The sequence below is a fragment of the Hyphococcus sp. genome, assembly GCF_041986965.1.
GTDB lineage: Bacteria > Pseudomonadota > Alphaproteobacteria > Caulobacterales > Parvularculaceae > Hyphococcus.
In genome coordinates, this window is the sequence record NZ_JBHIXB010000001.1 from 1,183,073 (window position 1) to 1,200,445 (window position 17,373).

At 57.9% G+C, this 17,373-nt stretch carries 22 protein-coding genes; 14 read left to right on the forward strand and 8 right to left on the reverse strand.

The window, feature by feature from the left end; translation table 11 throughout:
• Positions 1–3: 3 nt before the first annotated feature.
• The 3 genes from ACFC5L_RS05925 to ACFC5L_RS05935 form a co-directional block, all read right to left on the reverse strand.
• The gene (locus tag ACFC5L_RS05925; protein ID WP_375201195.1) at positions 4–774 is read right to left on the reverse strand and encodes a class I SAM-dependent methyltransferase; all 771 of its coding nucleotides are present in this window, start codon (positions 772–774) and stop codon (positions 4–6) included.
• A 218-nt stretch (positions 775–992) separates the two neighbouring features.
• Positions 993–1,829, reverse strand: a complete 837-nt coding sequence (locus ACFC5L_RS05930; RefSeq protein WP_375201194.1) for an SAM-dependent methyltransferase — start codon at positions 1,827–1,829, stop codon at positions 993–995.
• The gene (locus ACFC5L_RS05935) at positions 1,829–2,671 is read right to left on the reverse strand and encodes a glycine/sarcosine N-methyltransferase (protein ID WP_375201193.1); all 843 of its coding nucleotides are present in this window, start codon (positions 2,669–2,671) and stop codon (positions 1,829–1,831) included. Before ACFC5L_RS05935 ends, ACFC5L_RS05930 begins: the two co-directional genes overlap by 1 nt.
• A 293-nt stretch (positions 2,672–2,964) precedes the next feature.
• Here ACFC5L_RS05935 and ACFC5L_RS05940 point away from each other — a divergent pair, with 293 nt between their 5' ends.
• The 5 genes from ACFC5L_RS05940 to ACFC5L_RS05960 all read left to right on the forward strand — a co-directional run bounded on the left by ACFC5L_RS05940 (position 2,965) and on the right by ACFC5L_RS05960 (position 6,919).
• Positions 2,965–3,459 carry a GNAT family N-acetyltransferase gene (locus tag ACFC5L_RS05940; RefSeq protein WP_375201192.1) on the forward strand — a complete coding sequence of 165 codons (495 nt, stop codon included), beginning with the start codon at positions 2,965–2,967 and terminating at the stop codon, positions 3,457–3,459.
• Between the two features lie 9 nt (positions 3,460–3,468).
• Positions 3,469–3,888: a DUF2267 domain-containing protein gene (locus ACFC5L_RS05945; protein WP_375201191.1), complete on the forward strand. Its 420-nt coding sequence runs from the start codon at positions 3,469–3,471 to the stop codon at positions 3,886–3,888.
• Positions 3,889–3,958: 70 nt separating this feature from the next.
• Positions 3,959–5,665: a methionine--tRNA ligase gene (gene metG, locus ACFC5L_RS05950; RefSeq protein ID WP_375201190.1), complete on the forward strand. Its 1,707-nt coding sequence runs from the start codon at positions 3,959–3,961 to the stop codon at positions 5,663–5,665.
• A 10-nt stretch (positions 5,666–5,675) separates the two neighbouring features.
• Positions 5,676–6,119, forward strand: coding sequence for a nuclear transport factor 2 family protein (locus tag ACFC5L_RS05955; RefSeq protein ID WP_375201189.1), 444 nt, complete (start codon positions 5,676–5,678; stop codon positions 6,117–6,119).
• Between the two features lie 11 nt (positions 6,120–6,130).
• The gene (locus tag ACFC5L_RS05960) at positions 6,131–6,919 is read left to right on the forward strand and encodes an SDR family oxidoreductase (protein WP_375201188.1); all 789 of its coding nucleotides are present in this window, start codon (positions 6,131–6,133) and stop codon (positions 6,917–6,919) included.
• Between the two features lie 113 nt (positions 6,920–7,032).
• On the opposite strand, the gene ACFC5L_RS05965 is transcribed toward ACFC5L_RS05960, so the two are convergent.
• The 3 genes from ACFC5L_RS05965 to mutY are packed head-to-tail and all read right to left on the reverse strand — an operon-like array spanning position 7,033 to position 9,199.
• Complete coding sequence (locus tag ACFC5L_RS05965) at positions 7,033–7,596, reverse strand: DUF924 family protein (protein WP_375201187.1); 564 nt, start codon at positions 7,594–7,596, stop codon at positions 7,033–7,035.
• A gap of 25 nt (positions 7,597–7,621) precedes the next feature.
• Entirely contained in the window at positions 7,622–8,107 is a 486-nt protein-coding gene (locus ACFC5L_RS05970) for a hypothetical protein (RefSeq protein WP_375201186.1), read from the reverse strand.
• Positions 8,108–8,122: 15 nt separating this feature from the next.
• Positions 8,123–9,199 (reverse strand): A/G-specific adenine glycosylase, encoded by a 1,077-nt coding sequence (mutY, locus tag ACFC5L_RS05975; protein ID WP_375201185.1) that lies wholly within the window; start codon positions 9,197–9,199, stop codon positions 8,123–8,125.
• A gap of 73 nt (positions 9,200–9,272) precedes the next feature.
• Here mutY and ACFC5L_RS05980 point away from each other — a divergent pair, with 73 nt between their 5' ends.
• A complete protein-coding gene (locus ACFC5L_RS05980; RefSeq protein WP_375201184.1) occupies positions 9,273–9,731 on the forward strand; it encodes a DciA family protein in 459 nt (152 codons plus the stop codon).
• Between the two features lie 78 nt (positions 9,732–9,809).
• Here the strand turns inward: ACFC5L_RS05980 and ACFC5L_RS05985 are convergent, their stop codons facing one another.
• Positions 9,810–10,037 (reverse strand): hypothetical protein, encoded by a 228-nt coding sequence (locus ACFC5L_RS05985; RefSeq protein ID WP_375201183.1) that lies wholly within the window; start codon positions 10,035–10,037, stop codon positions 9,810–9,812.
• Between ACFC5L_RS05985 and ACFC5L_RS05990 the strand changes: the two genes are divergently transcribed.
• Positions 10,036–10,578: a DsbA family protein gene (locus ACFC5L_RS05990; protein WP_375201182.1), complete on the forward strand. Its 543-nt coding sequence runs from the start codon at positions 10,036–10,038 to the stop codon at positions 10,576–10,578. The genes ACFC5L_RS05985 and ACFC5L_RS05990 overlap by 2 nt on opposite strands.
• A 147-nt stretch (positions 10,579–10,725) precedes the next feature.
• A complete protein-coding gene (smc, locus tag ACFC5L_RS05995; protein WP_375201181.1) occupies positions 10,726–14,193 on the forward strand; it encodes a chromosome segregation protein SMC in 3,468 nt (1,155 codons plus the stop codon).
• On the opposite strand, the gene ACFC5L_RS06000 is transcribed toward smc, so the two are convergent.
• Positions 14,194–14,580, reverse strand: coding sequence for a YybH family protein (locus ACFC5L_RS06000; RefSeq protein ID WP_375201180.1), 387 nt, complete (start codon positions 14,578–14,580; stop codon positions 14,194–14,196). It lies immediately after the preceding gene.
• Between the two features lie 111 nt (positions 14,581–14,691).
• Here ACFC5L_RS06000 and ACFC5L_RS06005 point away from each other — a divergent pair, with 111 nt between their 5' ends.
• The 6 genes from ACFC5L_RS06005 to ACFC5L_RS06030 are packed head-to-tail and all read left to right on the forward strand — an operon-like array spanning position 14,692 to position 17,371.
• Positions 14,692–15,048, forward strand: coding sequence for an ArsR/SmtB family transcription factor (locus ACFC5L_RS06005; RefSeq protein ID WP_375201179.1), 357 nt, complete (start codon positions 14,692–14,694; stop codon positions 15,046–15,048).
• Positions 15,045–15,449, forward strand: a complete 405-nt coding sequence (locus tag ACFC5L_RS06010; RefSeq protein ID WP_375201178.1) for a VOC family protein — start codon at positions 15,045–15,047, stop codon at positions 15,447–15,449. Before ACFC5L_RS06005 ends, ACFC5L_RS06010 begins: the two co-directional genes overlap by 4 nt.
• Before the next feature lie 28 nt (positions 15,450–15,477).
• A complete protein-coding gene (locus tag ACFC5L_RS06015; protein WP_375201177.1) occupies positions 15,478–15,939 on the forward strand; it encodes an SRPBCC family protein in 462 nt (153 codons plus the stop codon).
• On the forward strand, positions 15,939–16,412 hold the full coding sequence (locus tag ACFC5L_RS06020; RefSeq protein WP_375201176.1) for an SRPBCC domain-containing protein: 474 nt from the start codon (positions 15,939–15,941) through the stop codon (positions 16,410–16,412). The genes ACFC5L_RS06015 and ACFC5L_RS06020 overlap by 1 nt, the downstream gene beginning before the upstream one ends.
• Positions 16,413–16,438: 26 nt before the next feature.
• Positions 16,439–16,888: an SRPBCC family protein gene (locus tag ACFC5L_RS06025; RefSeq protein WP_375201175.1), complete on the forward strand. Its 450-nt coding sequence runs from the start codon at positions 16,439–16,441 to the stop codon at positions 16,886–16,888.
• Between the two features lie 9 nt (positions 16,889–16,897).
• Positions 16,898–17,371 carry a VOC family protein gene (locus ACFC5L_RS06030; protein WP_375201174.1) on the forward strand — a complete coding sequence of 158 codons (474 nt, stop codon included), beginning with the start codon at positions 16,898–16,900 and terminating at the stop codon, positions 17,369–17,371.
• The last annotated feature ends 2 nt before the right edge of the window (positions 17,372–17,373 follow it).

Here is a 17,373-nt window from a genome sequence, read left to right on the forward strand (position 1 = left end):
ACTTTACTCCGGGCTGATATATTTATGCACCATGCGTGTGGTTTTGCCGCGCAGGCCAGATTCAAAGAAATTATTCTTCAAATTATCTTCCGGGTTCATGTGAATATCATCAGCGGCGCCTGCGAATTCAAATCCGACGCTTGTCACGTCGGCCTTGATGGTGTCTTCAGGCGCGCGGTGCCAGGCGGCGCTTTCCGCGCGCGTCGACCCTGGCGCGGCTGTATGTTCTATGATGGCGAAGACGCCGCCAGGCTTAAGGATACGCTTGATCTCATTATAGGCGCGTGTGGAGTTAGGCGGGATCTCCTCGCCGGAGTCTTCCGCATAATGCAGGTGATGCGCGATCAGTGACAGCAAAACGATGTCCACGGAATCGTCCTCGATAGGAAAAGGCTCGCCTGTCGCTGCTGTCGTGATCTCGATATTGCCGAAAGGCGTGAACTGCGCCTCAAAAGCGGCTCTGTTTTCTTCAAATCGCGGGTTGGTAGGATAATGCGCGATGACTTTGCCGTCGGGACCAACCGCGCCTGACAGAATTTCCGTGAAATAGCCGCTGCCTGCCGCGAGGTCGGCGACTGTCATGCCTTGCTTGACGCCATAAAACGCCAGCACCTTGCCTGGCTTTCTATCGTCGTCGCGCGCGCGATTTTCTTCCTTGCGCTGAGGATTATCAATGCCTGCCTTGATATTGTCGGGAATGTCTTTTGCCGCTGCTGCGCCGAACAATACGGAGCCTAGAAGCATGGTTGCGGCGGCGAATGCGAAATGTTTCATGAGAATTCTCCGATTTATGCCCCGGTTTGTCGATGCGGGAGCATCGGCTGAAAGGCTCATCATTGCATGGCGCTTTCGATGAAGCGCAGCGGATTTGCGACGGCTTGAGAGTCCAATCACAATCGCGTGCGCAGCTTTTTGCGAAAGAATAGTGTGGATTTAAAAAAACGGCGCCGCAGAGGGCGCCGGTTTTGTCTTCTGGCTGATCTTCTTTTCAATCAGGCTTTTTCGAAATGCATCACGCCCCAGGCGAGATGTCCATTGTCGGCGCCGTCGACCCAGTGCTGAAGGCCTGTGAGCATCCGGTCGATATAGCCGGCAGATATCTCACCCTCGAGCTGTCCCCGGCGGTCAGCCAGTTCCGCTTTGACCCGCGAATAATGGTTGCGGAGTTGACCGGTGAAATCCTCAATCGCAATTTCGCGAAAGCCTCTCCCTTCAAGCTCGCGCCGATAAAACGCGAAAGAGGCGAGGCTGCTCAGGTGAATGCGGTCATAAATCGGCTGCAGCACGCTTGCATCGGTGAGCGTATCCGCCTGCATCGGATCGGTGAAAATAAACTCTCCGCCTTTTTTCAGAACGCGCGCAACCTCGTCGAGCACCTTGCGGCGGTCGCCCGCATGCAGGATGGCGTCCTGCGACCAGACGATGTCGAATTCGGCGTCTTCGGCCGGGATGTCTTCGAAAGAGCCTTCGACAACGGTGATCTTGTCCGCGAGCCCCTGTTCTTTTGTCAGGGCGCGATTTCGGTCGTTTTCCTTTTCAGAAAGATTGAGGCAGGTGACGTCTGCGCCGAAGTCGCCGGCGAGCACCCGCGCCGCGCCGCCATAACCGGAGCCAATGTCCAGGACGCGCGCGCCGGGTTTCAGTCCGCGAAGCCGCCGCGCCATATGCAAAACTGTCTCTCGGCTCGCCTCTTTAATGGAGCGGCGATCGTCATAAAGGCCGATATGAATGTCTTCTCCGCCCCAGATCGCAGCGTAGAAATTGTCTGCGTCTTCGCTATCGTAATAATCGCGGGCGATCTCGGTGACGGATGCGGTCTGCTGGCTCATTAGACTTGCTCGATAAAAGTCTTGTCGGCGATGTGCACGAGAAAATCGGGGTCGTGCTCGTCGAACGTTTCCTGAAAGTCGCCATAAGTGTTGACGCGCTGGAAGCCGACTTCCTTCATGAGATTGCGCATATAGGCTTTGCGCAAAGGAAACATGTTGAGATAATACTCGGAGCCGTCAGGGAAGGTGTAGCGAAAGCGCGCCAGGGAATTGTCCATGTGGGCGGGCTCGGCCGTGACTTTGTCGCCGCAATAATAATATTTGTGTTTGCTGTCGAAGCCGACATCGAGAATGGCGTCGTAATTGCGCTGGTCGAGAATGAGGATGCCGTCATGTTTCAGGGCGGCGTAAAACTCGGCCAGGGCGCGCCGCCGGTCTTCTTCCTTGAAAAGATGCGTAAAGGAATTCCCGAGACAAATAATGGCGTCGAATTTACCGTGAATATCGCGATTGAGCCAGCGCCAGTCGGAATGGACTGTTTTCAGCATCAAATCGCGGTCGCGGGCGTTTTCAAAAGCTTTGGCGACCATTTCAGCAGAACCGTCGACGCTGGTGACGTCAAAGCCAGCTTTCAGAAGCTGAACCGAATGGAAACCCGTGCCGCAGGCGACATCAAGCACGGTTTTCTTGCCGCGCGCCTTTAGCATGTCGATGAAGAACTGCCCTTCGCTTCTGGCCCGGGCGTCCCAATCGATCAGATCATCCCACTTTTCGACAAAACCGCGAATGTATTCTTCCTGGTAATGGTCGGTTTCGCGGACCTCAATGGGGTTGTCCCCAAAATCCTGTGTCTGCGTATCATTGTTAGGTCGTTCTGTCGTAATCTGTTGATCTGAAGCCATGAATCTCTCTCTCCGCTTTAGTTAAAAGCTCCGCGACCCGCGGAATTGCTTGGCGCAAAACGGCGCAGTTCGAGTAACGATTTCTGATTGCGTGCGCACCCTAACGCGGTGTTTAGTGGATTTGAACCGTAAAACCGGATTTTTTTAGATATTTTTCGCGGATAATGCGCATATTATTGCATTTTAATAATCAGTATAATGATCAAAGCGCAGGACTGTCATAAAAATGAAACCCTCATTATTATTGATGTTCACCGCTAGGCGGGGCTCGTTTTCTATATATTGAGGAGAAAATGACGGAGCTTTTAGTCTCTAAACAGACAGAAACCGACTGGCCTCAGCTATGGCGTGTGCTTGAGCCTGCATTTCGCGCCGGGGAATCCTATCCGTTGCCGTGCGATGTCAGTGAGGAAGAAGCCAAGCGGTACTGGATAAAAACCGACGGTTATAATGCTGTAGCGCGAGATGAAACGGGCGCAATCGTCGGGGTCTATTATCTGCGTCCTGATCAGGGCGGGCCGGGCGCTCATATTTGCAACGCAGGTTATGTGATCACGGAGGCGTCGCGCGGGCGCGGGCTGGCGACGGCGCTATGCCTCCAGTCGCAGGAACAGGCGCGTGCGATGGGGTTTCGCGGCATGAAGTTCAACCTCGTAGTATCGACGAACATTGCAGCGGTCAAAGCGTGGAAAAAAGCTGGAATGGAAATCATAGGAACCGTGCCAGGCGCTTTTAGTCACCCTGCCCAAGGTTTCGTCGACGCTTATATAATGTTCAGGGCGTTGTAGGAGAAATCCATGACCCAGCCCCATGACGTCGAGTTTGCATCCGAGCAATATCAAAAGTGGCTGGTTGCGCTAAAAGATGAAGCCATGCTCGCCACCCTCAATCAAGCGCAGGCGATGATGCGTGGTGTGATGGAGGAATTGCGTGACAGCGTTTCCGATGAGGATGCGCTGGCGATCGCCAATACGCTGCCGGCGCTTGCGCGCGGGATTATGCTCGAGGGCTGGCGGCTGGGCGGTGAGAAACATGTTATCGCTTCCCCCGATCATTTTCATCGGCGGCTTGTCTCACGCCTTGAGCCCCATCAGCCGCCGCCTGACGGGCTCGCCGCTGCAGTCTTCGCCGTCTGGCGAAAGGCGCTGCCGCCGGAAAAGGCGCGGGCCGTCTTGGAAAGGCTTCCGGCGGCGCTGCGCTCCTTATGGCCCGCCTGACGGGCCAGCTTTCCTTGTGGACCGCGCCCGCTTGCGGCTATAGACCTCGCTCAGTTTTTGGAAAGTCCCCATGGCCCGCATTCTTATCACTTCGGCATTGCCCTATATCAATGGAATCAAGCATTTGGGCAATCTTGTCGGCTCCATGCTGCCAGCGGATGTCTATGCCCGGTTCAAGCGCCAGCAGGGCCATGAGACGCTTTATATCTGCGCCACGGATGAGCACGGCACCCCGGCTGAGCTTGCCGCCCGCGCCGCCGGTCAGGATGTCGCCGAATATTGCCGCGAGCAGCATGACATACAGAAAAAGGCAGGCGATGAATTCGGTCTTTCCTTCGATCATTTCGGGCGGTCATCGAATCCGCCGAACCATCGCCTGACGCAGCATTTCGCCCATGTGCTTGAACAGAACGGCCTCATTGAAGAGCGCACGGATAAGCAAGTCTATTCCATTGATGATGAGCGCTTTTTGCCGGACCGCTATGTGGAAGGGACATGCCCCCATTGCGATTATGAAAAAGCGCGCGGCGACCAATGCGATAATTGCGGGCGCCTGCTCGATCCGACGGATTTGAAAGATCCTTACTCCGCGATTTCCGGATCAAAGAATGTGGAAGTGCGCGAGACCAGGCATCTCCATCTGTTGCAGGCGCAAATGCAGGATCGGATTGCGGACTGGATCAATTCAAAACCCGACTGGCCGCAGCTCACCAAATCCATTGCGCAAAAATGGCTGAAAGAAGGTCTGCGTGATCGCTCGATCACGCGCGATCTGAAATGGGGCATTCCGGTCGCTTATGAAGGAAAGCCGCGCCCGGGTTTTGAAAACAAGGTTTTCTATGTCTGGTTCGACGCGCCTATCGAATATATCGGCGCGACGGAGGAATGGGCGGAAAAGACCGGCAATGACTGGGAGCGCTGGTGGCGCACCGACAAAGGCGCAGGCGATGTCCGCTATGTGGAGTTCATGGGCAAGGATAATGTCGCCTTCCATACGGTGAGTTTCCCGGCGACTATTCTCGGCTCGGAAGAACCGTGGAAACTTGTGGATACGCTGAAGTCGCTTAACTGGCTCACCTGGTATGGCGGCAAATTTTCAACGAGCGGGAACCGCGGCATTTTCATGGATCAGGCGCTGGAGTTGTTGCCTGCTGATTACTGGCGCTGGCATCTGATGGCGAATGCGCCGGAGTCGGATGACGCGTCCTTTACGCTCGAACATTTCGCGTCCGTGGTGAACAAGGACCTCGCGGATGTCCTCGGCAATTTTGTCAACCGCATCACACGCTTCTGCAAGGCGCGTTTCGGGGAAGAAGTTCCCTCAGAAGGCGCCTATGGGGAGGCGGAAGCCGCGCTGGAAAAAGAACTCGACGTCAAAATAAAGTCCTATACGGACAATCTAGAACAGATGGAGTTCAGAAAAGCCTTCGCCGATCTTCGCGGCATCTGGGTGGCGGGCAATGAATATCTGCAGATCGCCGCGCCCTGGACCGCCATCAAGGAAGATAAGGACAAGGCGGCGGCCTCAGTGCGCTGCGCCCTCAATCTGATTGCGCTGTTCGCGGCGCTGTCGCGCCCGGTGATCCCATTCACCGCTGACAAGATGTTCGCTATATTCAGTCTCGACCCGGTTGAGGCGTCGCGCTGGCCGTCATCGGCGGCGGAAGCGCTTTCCCGCTTCAAGGGCGGTGAGGCGTTCACGCCGCCCGACGTTCTCTTCGCGAAGATCGAGGATGAACAGGTCGCCGAATGGCGCGAACAGTTCGGGGCGGAATAAAGGAAGAGTGATGCGGCGTATCGCAATCGTTATTTTATCAGTTTTTTGCCTCGCGGCCTGCTCGCCCGATGCGGAACGAACGGCGCCGCCGCCAGCCGCCGGCGATAATGTGAATGTCGTCAACGGGCTGATGGAAGCGTTCAATGACCATGATGCGGACAAGATGCGTGGTTACTGGCATCCGGACGTCACCTGGATCGAACTTTCCGGTGAGCAGGCGAGTTTGGTGACGACGAGCGCGACGCAGCTTCATGACGAGCTTGTCACCTATTTCGAAGCCTATCCGTCTGTTTCCTCCAATCTCGAAAACATCACCGTCAATGGTAATTTCATCACCGCGGTGGAACGTCCCGTCTGGAAGGAGGGCGGCGAACGCAAGAGCCAGTCTTCTGTCGTTGTGTATGAAATCATTGACGGCAAGGTGAAACGGTTCTGGTATTACCCTCCGCAATAGGAGGCGTTCCCATGATGAAAGACCTGTTTTCCCTTGAGGGGCGCGTTGCGCTTGTTACCGGCGGTTCGCGCGGCATCGGCAAGATGATCGCGCAAGGGTTCCTCGAACAAGGCGCCAAGGTCTACATCACCGCGCGCAAAGCGCCTGCCTGCGATCAGGCGGCCGAGGAGCTTTCACAATATGGGTCATGCGTGTCGCTGCCCCATGATCTTTCGACCGTGGCCGGTTGCGAAGCGCTTGCGGCGGAACTGGCGACCCATGAAGCCGGGCTCGACATTCTTGTGAATAATGCGGGCGCCGCCTGGGGCGCCGACTTTGCCGAATATCCTGAAAGCGGCTGGGATAAGACCATGGACCTCAATGTGAAGTCGCTGTTCTTCCTGACGCAGAAACTACATCCGATGCTGAAACAAGCGGCGAGCAAGGACCCGGCCGGCAAGGTCATCAACATTGCCTCCATTGACGGCATCAAGATCAATCCGTGGGAAACCTACGCCTATCAGGCGTCAAAGGCGGCGGTCATTCATCTGACGCGGCGAATGGCGGCGCGTCTCATTGAAGATAATATCTGCGTGTCCGGCATTGCGCCCGGCGCCTTCCCGTCGGAGATGAACCGCGCTGCGAAAGATCACGGCGATGCGGTCGCGAAAATGATTCCGGCGAAACGCATCGGCAAACCCAGCGACATGGCGGGAACAGCGGTGTTCCTCGCCTCCCGTGCAGGGGATTACGTTGTGGGCGACACGCTCGCCGTCGATGGCGGCGTCGCCTATTCGCAGATCGGGCAGAGCTGGGGTTAGGGACCAGCTTTGTCATCCCGGCCGGAGCGAAGCGGAGAGCCGGGATCTCGAAAGTCAAGTCAAGTCGGGAGATCCCGGATCGCCTTCGGCGTCCGGGATGACAGAAAAACAACTTACGGATTAAAACCGCCCGCCTTCAGGAACGCGATTTCTTGCTGCGTCGATTTCCTGCCGAAGACCTTGTTCCGGTGCGGGAAGCGGCCAAAGCGCTTGATGATATCGCGATGTTCAATGGCGAAAGGCACATTCATCGTTGTCGGCAATTGCGCCTTGAAGAGCGCAACGCATTCCTCCTGCACCGATAAATCTTCGGCGTGCATGAAAGGCATATAGAAAAACGCCCGGCGCTGATCGTTCACCAGATGATCGAACCGCCGCGCCAGCGCCTCGCGCGCGATGTCGAGGGCTTGGGCGTCCTGTGCGAAAGCCTGCGGCGTATCTCGGTAAAGGTTGCGCGAAAACTGATCGAGAATGAGGATCAGTGAAAGTGAATAAACCGGATGTGCGCACCAGACATCGAGGCGCCCCGCTCTTGCGGCATCATGTATGGCGCCGAACCGCGTCTTGATCGCATTATCAAAGGCGTCATCGCGGCGAAACCATTGGTATGGTTTGGTTTCTTCAAACCAGAAGCGGAGAACGGCGTCGCCATTGGCGTTTGTGGGGCGGGTTGTCATTTGACTGAAACCTCTAAGTTCAAAATCAACTGCCGAGTGAAGCCAATTGATCACGCATCATATAAGCAAGAACAAAAAAGCATAGATGGGTGAAAGGAATAGCGATGCCCTCCAATTTCCATCCGGCGGACGAATGGTCTTGATTAAAAAGTCCGGGATGTTTGGATAGTTCCTTAGCGCCATCTTTGACAAATATATAGTAATTCGCAGCGAGACCTAAAATGACTGATGAAGTGTAAAACCCCGCCGTCCAGAAATCGGCATTCCAATAATCAAAAATTTCGTAAACATAATTGTATTCTCCAACCATTTGCGCGACGCCTAAAAACAACCATGGTATCGAACCGGCTGTGACGAACCAAGTAATGAGACGTTTGTAGCTTGTGCTGAAAGCTGGATCTTTTTCTCGTAGCGCCCTGCTATGACGCCACCACATTACTCCCACAAGAAGCATGTAGCCTATCATGATGAGCCAAAAATATTGGGTGACAATATTAAACAGAATATCCATTCGGTATCGCCTCTTCTAATGCCCTGCCGCTATCAACGCCTTCTTCATCACCGTCGGCACGCGCGCATTTTCTGCTCTAATCCACTGCTGATCGCTGGATCTGCGGAAACCTTTCGGCGCAGCCCCCGCATATACATCCAGCGTCAGGTGAAAATGGGTGAAGGTGTGCGTCGCCTCGCCGGTCTTTTTCCATTTGGCTTTTGCGGGCGCGCTATCGAAAACATCACCGTTCAAGCTTTCTTTCCATTCCGTGCCGGGCAGGCCCAGCATGCCGCCGAGCAGGCCTTTTTCGGGGCGCCGCTCGAACAGCATTTCGCCTTTCATATTCATGAGCGCAAAGACTGCGCCGACGCGGCTCGGTTTCGCTTTCTTTGCCGCCTTCACCGGAAAGTTTTCCTGGGTTCCTGCTTTTTGCGCCGCGCAATGCGTTGAAACGGGGCACAGCAAACAGGACGGCGCTTTCGGACGGCAGATGCTTGCGCCGAGATCCATCAGGCTTTGCGCAAAATCGCCGGAGCGTTTCTCCGGCCAGATTTTTTCAAGACGCTCTCTGATCTCCGCTTTGGCGGCGGGCAGGGGCGTGTCGATTTCATAAAGGCGCGAGACGACGCGCTCGATATTGCCGTCAATAACGATGGCGCGGCGATCAAAGGCGATCGCGGCGATGGCGGCGGCGGTGTAATCGCCAATACCGGGCAGGGCGCGCAACCCTTCTTCCGTATCCGGAAAAATGCCGCCATGGTCGCGTGCAACGACAACTGCGCATTTGTGAAGATTGCGCGCCCGGGCGTAGTAACCCAGCCCCGCCCACTGGCCGAGGATGTCTTCCTGCGGCGCGGCAGCCATGGCTTTCACATCTGGCCAGCGCGTCAGAAACTCAGCATAGCGGGGAGCGACCGTCGCTACGGTTGTTTGTTGCAGCATGATTTCTGACAGCCATACTGCGTAAGGATCGGGAGCGGCGCCTTTTGCCCGCGCCCCAGCCTTCTTTGCTTTTGGCCCCACACGCCAGGGCAGGTCGCGGGCGTGGGCGTCATACCAGGCGAGCAGGGCTTCAGCGATTGGGGAGTTCTTTTTTCGGTTTGCAGTCACATTTGATCCGGGCGGCGTTTGTCTTGCGGCGCCCCAGTGTTAGAATGACGGAACGCATCCGGCAAAGACCAAGATGACCATCTATCAGCGAACCCGCCCCATCCGCTCTGCAGCGCCGGCCATCGCGCGCGCTTCCGCAGGCGTGTTCCGCAAGCTTGCGCAGCAGACGAAATTCATGGACCCGGCGCTGGCCGAGCGCTGGCCACAGCTCGCCGGGGAAAAGCTCGCCGCCCTCTGCAGGCCGGGCCGGCTAACCGGCCGGGGGCCTGGAGGCGGGGGCCGCACCCTGGAGCTTTTCGTGCCGAACGGGGCCGCGGCGGCGGCTGTGGATATGGAGCGGGATGGGCTGATCGCCCGTCTCAACACCTATCTCGGGCCCGGCTCTGTGTCGCGCATTGCGGTTATCCAGACCGGCAAGGCGGTTACGGCGTCCAAAGGTCCGGCGCCGGAGGGCGGCGGTGAAGACGGTGAGCTGGGCGCCGCGCTTGCATCCTTCCGGACCGCCATTCGCCGCCGAAACGGCGGAAAATAAAGCGATTTTGACCATCTGGGCCGGCCTTTTGGGCTTGCGCCTGACGCCGCCATCGGCGATTTTGCACCTCAATTTGATTTAAAAGGCCGCGCCCCTGGCGCGGCCGGTTTTGAAAGGCGGTTTCGCAATGTCTCTCACCTTCGTTTCTTTACGCCGCCCGGCTTTTTCCGCCATTGTCGCGGGTGGGCTGGCGCTATTGATCGCCGCCTGCGACGGGGCCAACTCCTCTGAAACAGAAACGGCGTCCGGGACGGAAGCCGCGTCGATGGAAAAAGCCGGCGAGGGCGCGCTGGGCGATATGGCCATGGGCGACGCCGATGCGCCGGTGACGGTGGTCGAATACGCTTCCGTGACCTGCCCTCACTGCGCGACCTTCCACCAGGAAATCTTCCCCGAGATCAAAGCCAATTATATCGAAACTGGTAAGGTCCGGTTCATCTTCCGGGAATTCCCGACTGCGCCGGCCAATCTTTCTGTGGCGGGCTCCATGTTAGCGCGCTGCGCCGCTGAAAAACGCGGCGACGATGCCTATTTCGTTATCTTGGGCGCACTCTTCCAAAGCCAGCGCACCTGGATTTACGGGGAAAGCCCCCGTGACGAACTCTTGAAGATCGCGTCCCAGGCCGGGATGAGCTCGGAGGACTTCGACGCCTGCGTGAAAAGGCAGGATTTGCTTGATTTAATTAATGAAAATATCAACGAGGGCAGCGAAAAATACGGCATCAACTCGACCCCGAGCTTCGTGGTTGAGGGGCAGACGCGCCATTTTTCGAACGCCGAGGATTTCTCCAAGGCGCTGGATGAGGCGCTGGAGAAAAAAACCGATGGCGGCGCGGACAGCGAGTGACGGGCTGGGGAATAAGTCTTTGGGCGCGGGGGCGCCCAAGGCCTTGGCCTCGCACAAGAATCGCCGATCTCTAACGTCTTTGGAAACAGCGCCGGGGAAGTGGGCCCCGACTCTAAGTTCTGCGTTGTCGTTATCGGGAAAAGACCTGTGAAATTCACCAATGTCCGCCTTGTCGGCTTTAAATCCTTTGTCGAGCCGACCGACTTCGAAATCCGCGATGGCCTGACCGGCATTGTGGGGCCGAATGGCTGCGGCAAGTCGAACCTGTTAGAGGCGTTGCGCTGGGTTATGGGTGCGACATCCGCAAAGGCGCTGCGCGGCGACGGGATGGACGCAGTGATCTTTTCCGGCACCACCATGCGCCCGGCGCGCAACTGGGCGGAAGTCATTCTGACGCTCGACAATTCCGACCGCTCCGCGCCGGCGGAATATAACGAACATGAAACGCTTGAGGTCTCGCGCCGCATCATCCGCAAGGAAGAGGGCACGCAGTCGATCTATCGCATCAATTCGAAGGAAGTGCGCGCCAAGGACGTGCAGCTTCTGTTCGCTGATGCATCCACGGGCGCGAATTCCCCGGCGCTGGTGCGCCAGGGTCAGGTCGCCGAGCTGATCAGCGCCAAGCCGCAGAACCGCCGCCGCCTTCTGGAAGAAGCCGCGGGCGTCACCGGTCTGCACAGCCGCCGTCATGAGGCGGAGTTGCGTCTGCGCGCCGCCGAGCAAAATCTTGAACGCCTCGATGACGTTGTCGGCGAGCTTGAAACACAGAAAACAGCGCTCGCCCGCCAGGCGCGTCAGGCGACTCGTTACCGCAATGTTTCCGGCGACATTCGCCGCACCGAAGCGATGCTGTCCTTCATCCGCTGGCGCGACGCGATTGAGGCGCAGGAAAAAGCTGAAGAGGGCCTGAAAGAAATCAGCGCGCTCATTGAAGAGACGGTCCGTGTCGCTGCGCTCGCAACGACGGCGCAGACCAACGCCCATGAAGCGCTTGACCCCTTGCGCCTTGCAGAAGCGGAAGCCGCTGCGGCGCTCCATCGCCTGACGGTTGCGCGCGAAGGCCTCGATGAGGAAGCGCGTCGCGCCGAAGCGGAGCTCGCGCGCCTCGCCGGTGAAATCGACCGCCTCAAAGGCGACATGGCGCGGGAAAAGGATCTTCTCGCCGACGCCGACAATGCTGTTGCTGCGCTTAACGGCGAAGAAGAAAGCTTGCGCCAGCGCGAGGCATCGGAAGCCGAGCACGTGACCGCCGCCGAAACGGCGATGAACGAGGCCGCTGCCGCGCTGGAAGCGGCGGAAGCGGAGTTCGATCAAAAATCGAAGGAAGCCGCTGACATTGAGGCGCGTCGCAAGGCGGTGGCGGGCAATCTCTCCGCCGCTGAAAGCCGGCTTGAGAAAATAGCCGAACAAATTCGTTCCTTTACGGATGAGCGCCAGCTGGTTGAGCCGACGCCGGAACAGGCGGCGGCGCTTGAAGAAGCGAATGCGCGCTTTGCCGCCGCTGAGGAGGCCGCCAACGCCGCGGAGGCCGCCTTCCATCGCGCTGAGGAAGAGCGCTCCGCCGCGGAGGACCGCGAAACCGAACTGCGTGGGCCATTGCGCAAGGCGGAGCAAAGTCTCACTGAGCTTGACGCCGAACGCGAGGCGCTGCGCCGGGTTCTCGCCGCCAATGAAAGCGAAGACTGGACGCCTTTGATCGAGATGATCGAGGTGGACGCCGGATATGAAAATGCGCTCGCTGCAGCTTTGGGCGACGATCTCGGCGCCGCAGTGGATGAGGCGGCGCCGGCGCACTGGTCGCATTTTGGTGAAACCCCCGCGGAGATCGCCCTGCCGGAAGGCGTGTCGCCCTTGTCGAGATTTGTCCGCGCGCCCGCCGCGCTGGCTCGCCGTCTGGCGGCGGTTGGCGTTATCGACCGTGAAGCGGGAGAGTCTTTGCGCGCGCAACTGAAACCTGGCCAGCGCCTTGTTTCCCGCGACGGTGACCTGTGGCGTTGGGACGGCTTTACGACCCATGCGGACGCCAAAACTTCCGCCGCCATTCGTCTCGAACAACGCAACCGCCTCGCCGTGCTCGACAGCGATTTCACTTCCGCTGAGGCGAGCGCCGACGCTGCGCGCCGCGACCATGGCGAAGCGACGGAAACATTGAAATCGAAACAGGCGAATGAGCGCGAGGTTCGCTCGCTTTTCAACGACGCTCGCCGCGCGCTCGATTCCGCGCGCACCAGCCTCAATGAGCTTGAGCGGAACCATGAACGCGCCGCCGCCCGCCTTTCGTCGATTGACGAAAATCTTGCGCGTCTCGGTGAAGAAAAAACCGAAGGCGAACGCGCCCGGGAAAGCCTGTCGGAAGAGCATGCGTCTTTCCCGGATGCGGTTCTGATCGGCGAAGGCGTTGAAGCCGCCCGCAATGAAGTTGCATCGGCGCGCGCACGCGCCGCGGAAACGCGCACGGCCCATAATGACCTCGCCAATGAAGCCCGCCGCCGCGCCGAGCGCCTCAATGAAATCGCGCGCGATAAAACCTCATGGAGCCAGCGCGGCGACGCGGCGCGCGGACGTCTCGGCGAGATTGAAAAACATCTCGGCGATGTGATTGCCGCCCACGAAGCGGCCGCCGGCGCGCCCGCCGTGATCGAAGAAAAGCGCAAGGCCCTGCTTGACCAGCTTTCCGGCGCAGAAATGCGCCGCAACGAAGCGGCTGACGCGCTCGCCAATGGTCAGCATGTCGCCATGGAAGCGGCCAAAGCCGCCAAGGCGGCGGATACGGAGGCTGCCGAAGCGCGCGAAGCGCGTGCGCGCCTGCAGGCGCAGGCGGAAGCCGCCGCCGAACGCGTTGAGGAAGCAACGCGGCTTTCCCACGAAACCTGCGAGGCTGAACCCGATCAGCTGCTGGCGATCGCCGAACATAAAGAGGGCGCCGATCTTCCGGGCCGCGATGATGTGGAGCGCAAGCTTGAACGCTACAAGCGCGAGCGTGAAAATCTCGGCGGCGTAAACTTGCGCGCCGAAGAGGAAATGCAGGAAGTCTCGACGCGTCTAGAAGAGCTTGCCGTTGAGCGCGAGGATTGCGATGGCGCGATCCGCAAGCTCAGGACCGCCATTGGCAATTTGAATCGCGAAGCGCGCCAGCGCCTGCTCGACGCGTTCGAGATGGTGAACAACAATTTCACCGATCTCTTCAAGCGTCTCTTCAATGGCGGCCAAGCGGAGCTGCGCCTTGTGGATGCAGAGGACCCGCTCGAAGCCGGTCTCGAAATCTTTGCATCCCCTCCGGGCAAGAAGCTCACCTCCATGTCGCTGATGTCAGGCGGCGAGCAAGCCCTGACGGCGACGGCGCTCATCTTCGCGGTCTTCATGGCGAACCCGGCGCCGGTCTGTGTGCTGGACGAGGTCGATGCGCCGCTCGACGACGCCAATGTGGACCGTTTCTGCAGCATGCTGCATGAAATGGCGGGTGAGACCGAAACCCGCTTCATCGTCATCACGCACCATGCGCTCACCATGTCGCGCATGAGCCGCCTTTTTGGCGTCACGATGATCGAGCGCGGCGTGTCGCAGCTTGTATCGGTAGACCTCACTAAAGCCGAGCAACTCGCCGCTGCGGAATAATCAGCTTTTTGGCGCCACGAAATTGGCGTCGCGAAATACGCGCCATTTGCCGTCGCTGTCCTTTTTCAGAAGCGTCAGAGTTTGGCCTGACATCTTGCTGGACTCGCCGCCGCCCGGCGGGGTGATCGCAATGTCGATCTGATTGCGGATCCAGGCGCGATCGCCGATGACCTCTATTTCTAGGATGTTGCTTTCACCGTCTATCGTCGGCATGTCGCCGCTGTCTGGTCCTCCCGCGAATTCTTTCTTGCCGAAAGGCGGGCCGAACGGCGTCAGAAAAAGAACGTCGTCCGCCACGAGGTTGAGGATGGCCGCCTTGTCGCCGGCCTTGGTCGCCGTCATCCAGTCGTCGACAAGCTGGCGGATCGCTTTTTCGTCATTGGTCATGTTTCGATCAGGCCTCCGGTGTTTGACTGCTCTTTCTAGCGCAGATATTAAACTTAGGTAATTGCCTAATTGTTCTTGACACGGGTCGATAGGCGCGAATAAGTTAGGTCTATGCCTAACTATCAGTCCTCCGAAAACCCCAAAGACCTGGACAATGTCTTCCAGGCCCTTGCGGATCCAACGCGCCGGGCGGTGCTCGCCCGCCTCACCGAAGGCCCTGCGAGCGTCAGCGATCTCGCCAAACCGTTCGAAATGGCGCTGCCGTCCTTCCTTCAGCATCTGAAAGTGCTGGAGGAGAGCGGGCTCGTGACGTCGAAAAAAGAGGGGCGGGTGCGGACCTGTGAGGCGCAGCTGACGCGCCTTACCGAAGCCGAAGAATGGATCGCCCATCAACGCGCGGTCTGGGAAGGGCGTCTCGACCGCCTCGACGCTTATCTTCAATCTCTTCAGTCTACGGATAAAGAATGATGCGCCTTAATGTCTATCTCAATTTTCTCGGTCAGTGCGAGGAAGCGCTTGGCGTTTATCAAGCGGCGCTTGGCGGCGAAATTTCCGCCATGGTGAAGGTCGCGGGAACGCCCGCTGAACCGCATTATCCGGCGGACATGAAAAACAACGTGCTCCATGGCTGCCTCACGCTCGATAATATGGATATCATGGCGTCAGACTGCCCGCCTTCCATGTATGTGAAACCGGCGAACACCGCGATCTGCATCAACCTTGACGATGAAAACAAGGCGGAGCGTCTTTTCAAAGAACTCTCCAAGGACGGCGCTGTTCTCATGCCATTCGAACAGACTTTCTTCGCCAAGAAATACGGAATGTTCACCGACCGCTTCGGGGTCTCCTGGATGGTCCACTGCTCATAATACAATGCCACAACAACAGGAAAAACCCATGAAACCGGAAGAAAACGATCTCTTCATCACCCGGACGATGAAGGCGACGCGCGAACAGCTCTGGAAGGCGTGGTCCGATCCGGCGATTCTCGCTGAATGGTGGTGTCCAAAACCGTGGAGTGTGAAAGACGCCCTGATTGAGCTGAAACCGGGCGGCGCTTTTAATACGACTATGTGCGGCCCCAATGGCGAAGAAATCCCCGGAAAAGGCTGCATCGTTTACGCGAAAGAGAGAGAATGCATCGTTTTCACCGACTGCATGACCGCTGGTTGGCGTCCGTCCGGCGAAAGCTTCATGACTGCGGTGATCACCATGGAAGACGTCGATGAGGGCGTACGCTACTCCGCTGTCGTCCGCCACAAGAATTCGGAAGACAGCAACAAGCACAATGACATGGGCTTCCAGGATGGCTGGGGCAAGACGTTAGAACAGCTTGAAGACATCGCGGGAGGGTTGTGATGAGCGCGCCCGACATTGTTCATGCAAGCCTGACCGTGACGCGCGATTACGATCACCCGCCGGAACGCGTTTTCGCCGCCTGGTCGAGCGCTGAGGCGAAGCGTCAATGGTTCGGCGCTGATAGCGATGGTTTCGAGATAGAAGAATATAAACTCGATTTCCGGCCCGGCGGTTCCGAGCGTTGCCATGGTCGGAAGCCGGGCGGCGGCATGTTCAGCAATGACGGGGTTTATCATTACATCGTCGAGAATGAGAAGATCGTTCTCACTTATTATATGACGATCGATGGCGCACCTTATTCCGTATCGCTGACCATTATCGAATTGACGCAGCATGGAAAAGGAACGCGGCTCAAGCTGATCGAGGATAACGCGTTCCTGACAGGCGTTGATGAAAATGCGGGCCGTACCAAAGGCTGGACATGGGTTCTTGGCCGCATTGATGAAGAGCTTAACCGGCAAAGGCTTTCCTGATGCCGCCTATGCCAAACGAACTCAGAATGTCGCGGATTTATAACGCGCCACGATCATTGGTCTGGAAAGTGTGGACCGATCCTAACCATTTGCGTGAATGGTGGGGGCCGTTCGGCCCCGAGCACACGACGTGCGAAATGGATTTTCGCGTCGGCGGTGAATTCAGCGTCATGATGAGAGCAACTAACGGAGAAACCGTGCCTGCGCGGGCGGCGATCCTCGAAGTCATTGAACCGGAGCGCATCGTTTATGAAGGCGCCGCCGATGCACCGACGGCTTGCGGGGCCGGCCTTCCTCCCCGGGCGCGTGTCACCGTGCTATTCGAAGCGCTGCAACAAAAAACGCGGCTGACGGTCGAAACCCGATTTCCGGATTCGGATGCGCTCAAAGCCGCCAACGCCGCCGGCTATACGACAAGCTGGAACAAGACGCTGGACGATCTCGGTGTGCGCATCGAAGCGGGCGATTTTCGCTAGGAAAACCTCATGAGCGAACAACCGAAAGTCAGAACGTGCCTGTGGTTCGACAAGAACGGAAAGGAAGCGGTCGACTTTTACATCTCGCTGTTGCCGGAAAACAGTTACATTGAAAGCAGCTTCACGCCCGAACTGGAAGACCCGCCGCTGGTCGTCGAATTCACGCTTGCTGGCGCGCCTTACATGATCCTAAATGGCGGGCCTATGTTCAACCATACGCCTGCCGCATCGATTTCTGTACTGACGAAAGATCAAGCGGAAACCGACCGTCTGTGGAATGCGCTTGTCGTCGATGGCGGCAAGGAAAGCATGTGCGCTTGGGTGTCCGATCGTTTTGGCGTCTCCTGGCAGGTCGTGCCGGAACGTCTGCCGCAATTGCTGCAAGCTGAAGACAAGGCTGCCGCGGGGCGCGCCCGTGAAGCGATGCTGAAAATGCGAAAGATCGACATAGCCGCGCTAGAGGCGGCGTTTAACGGAGCATGAGG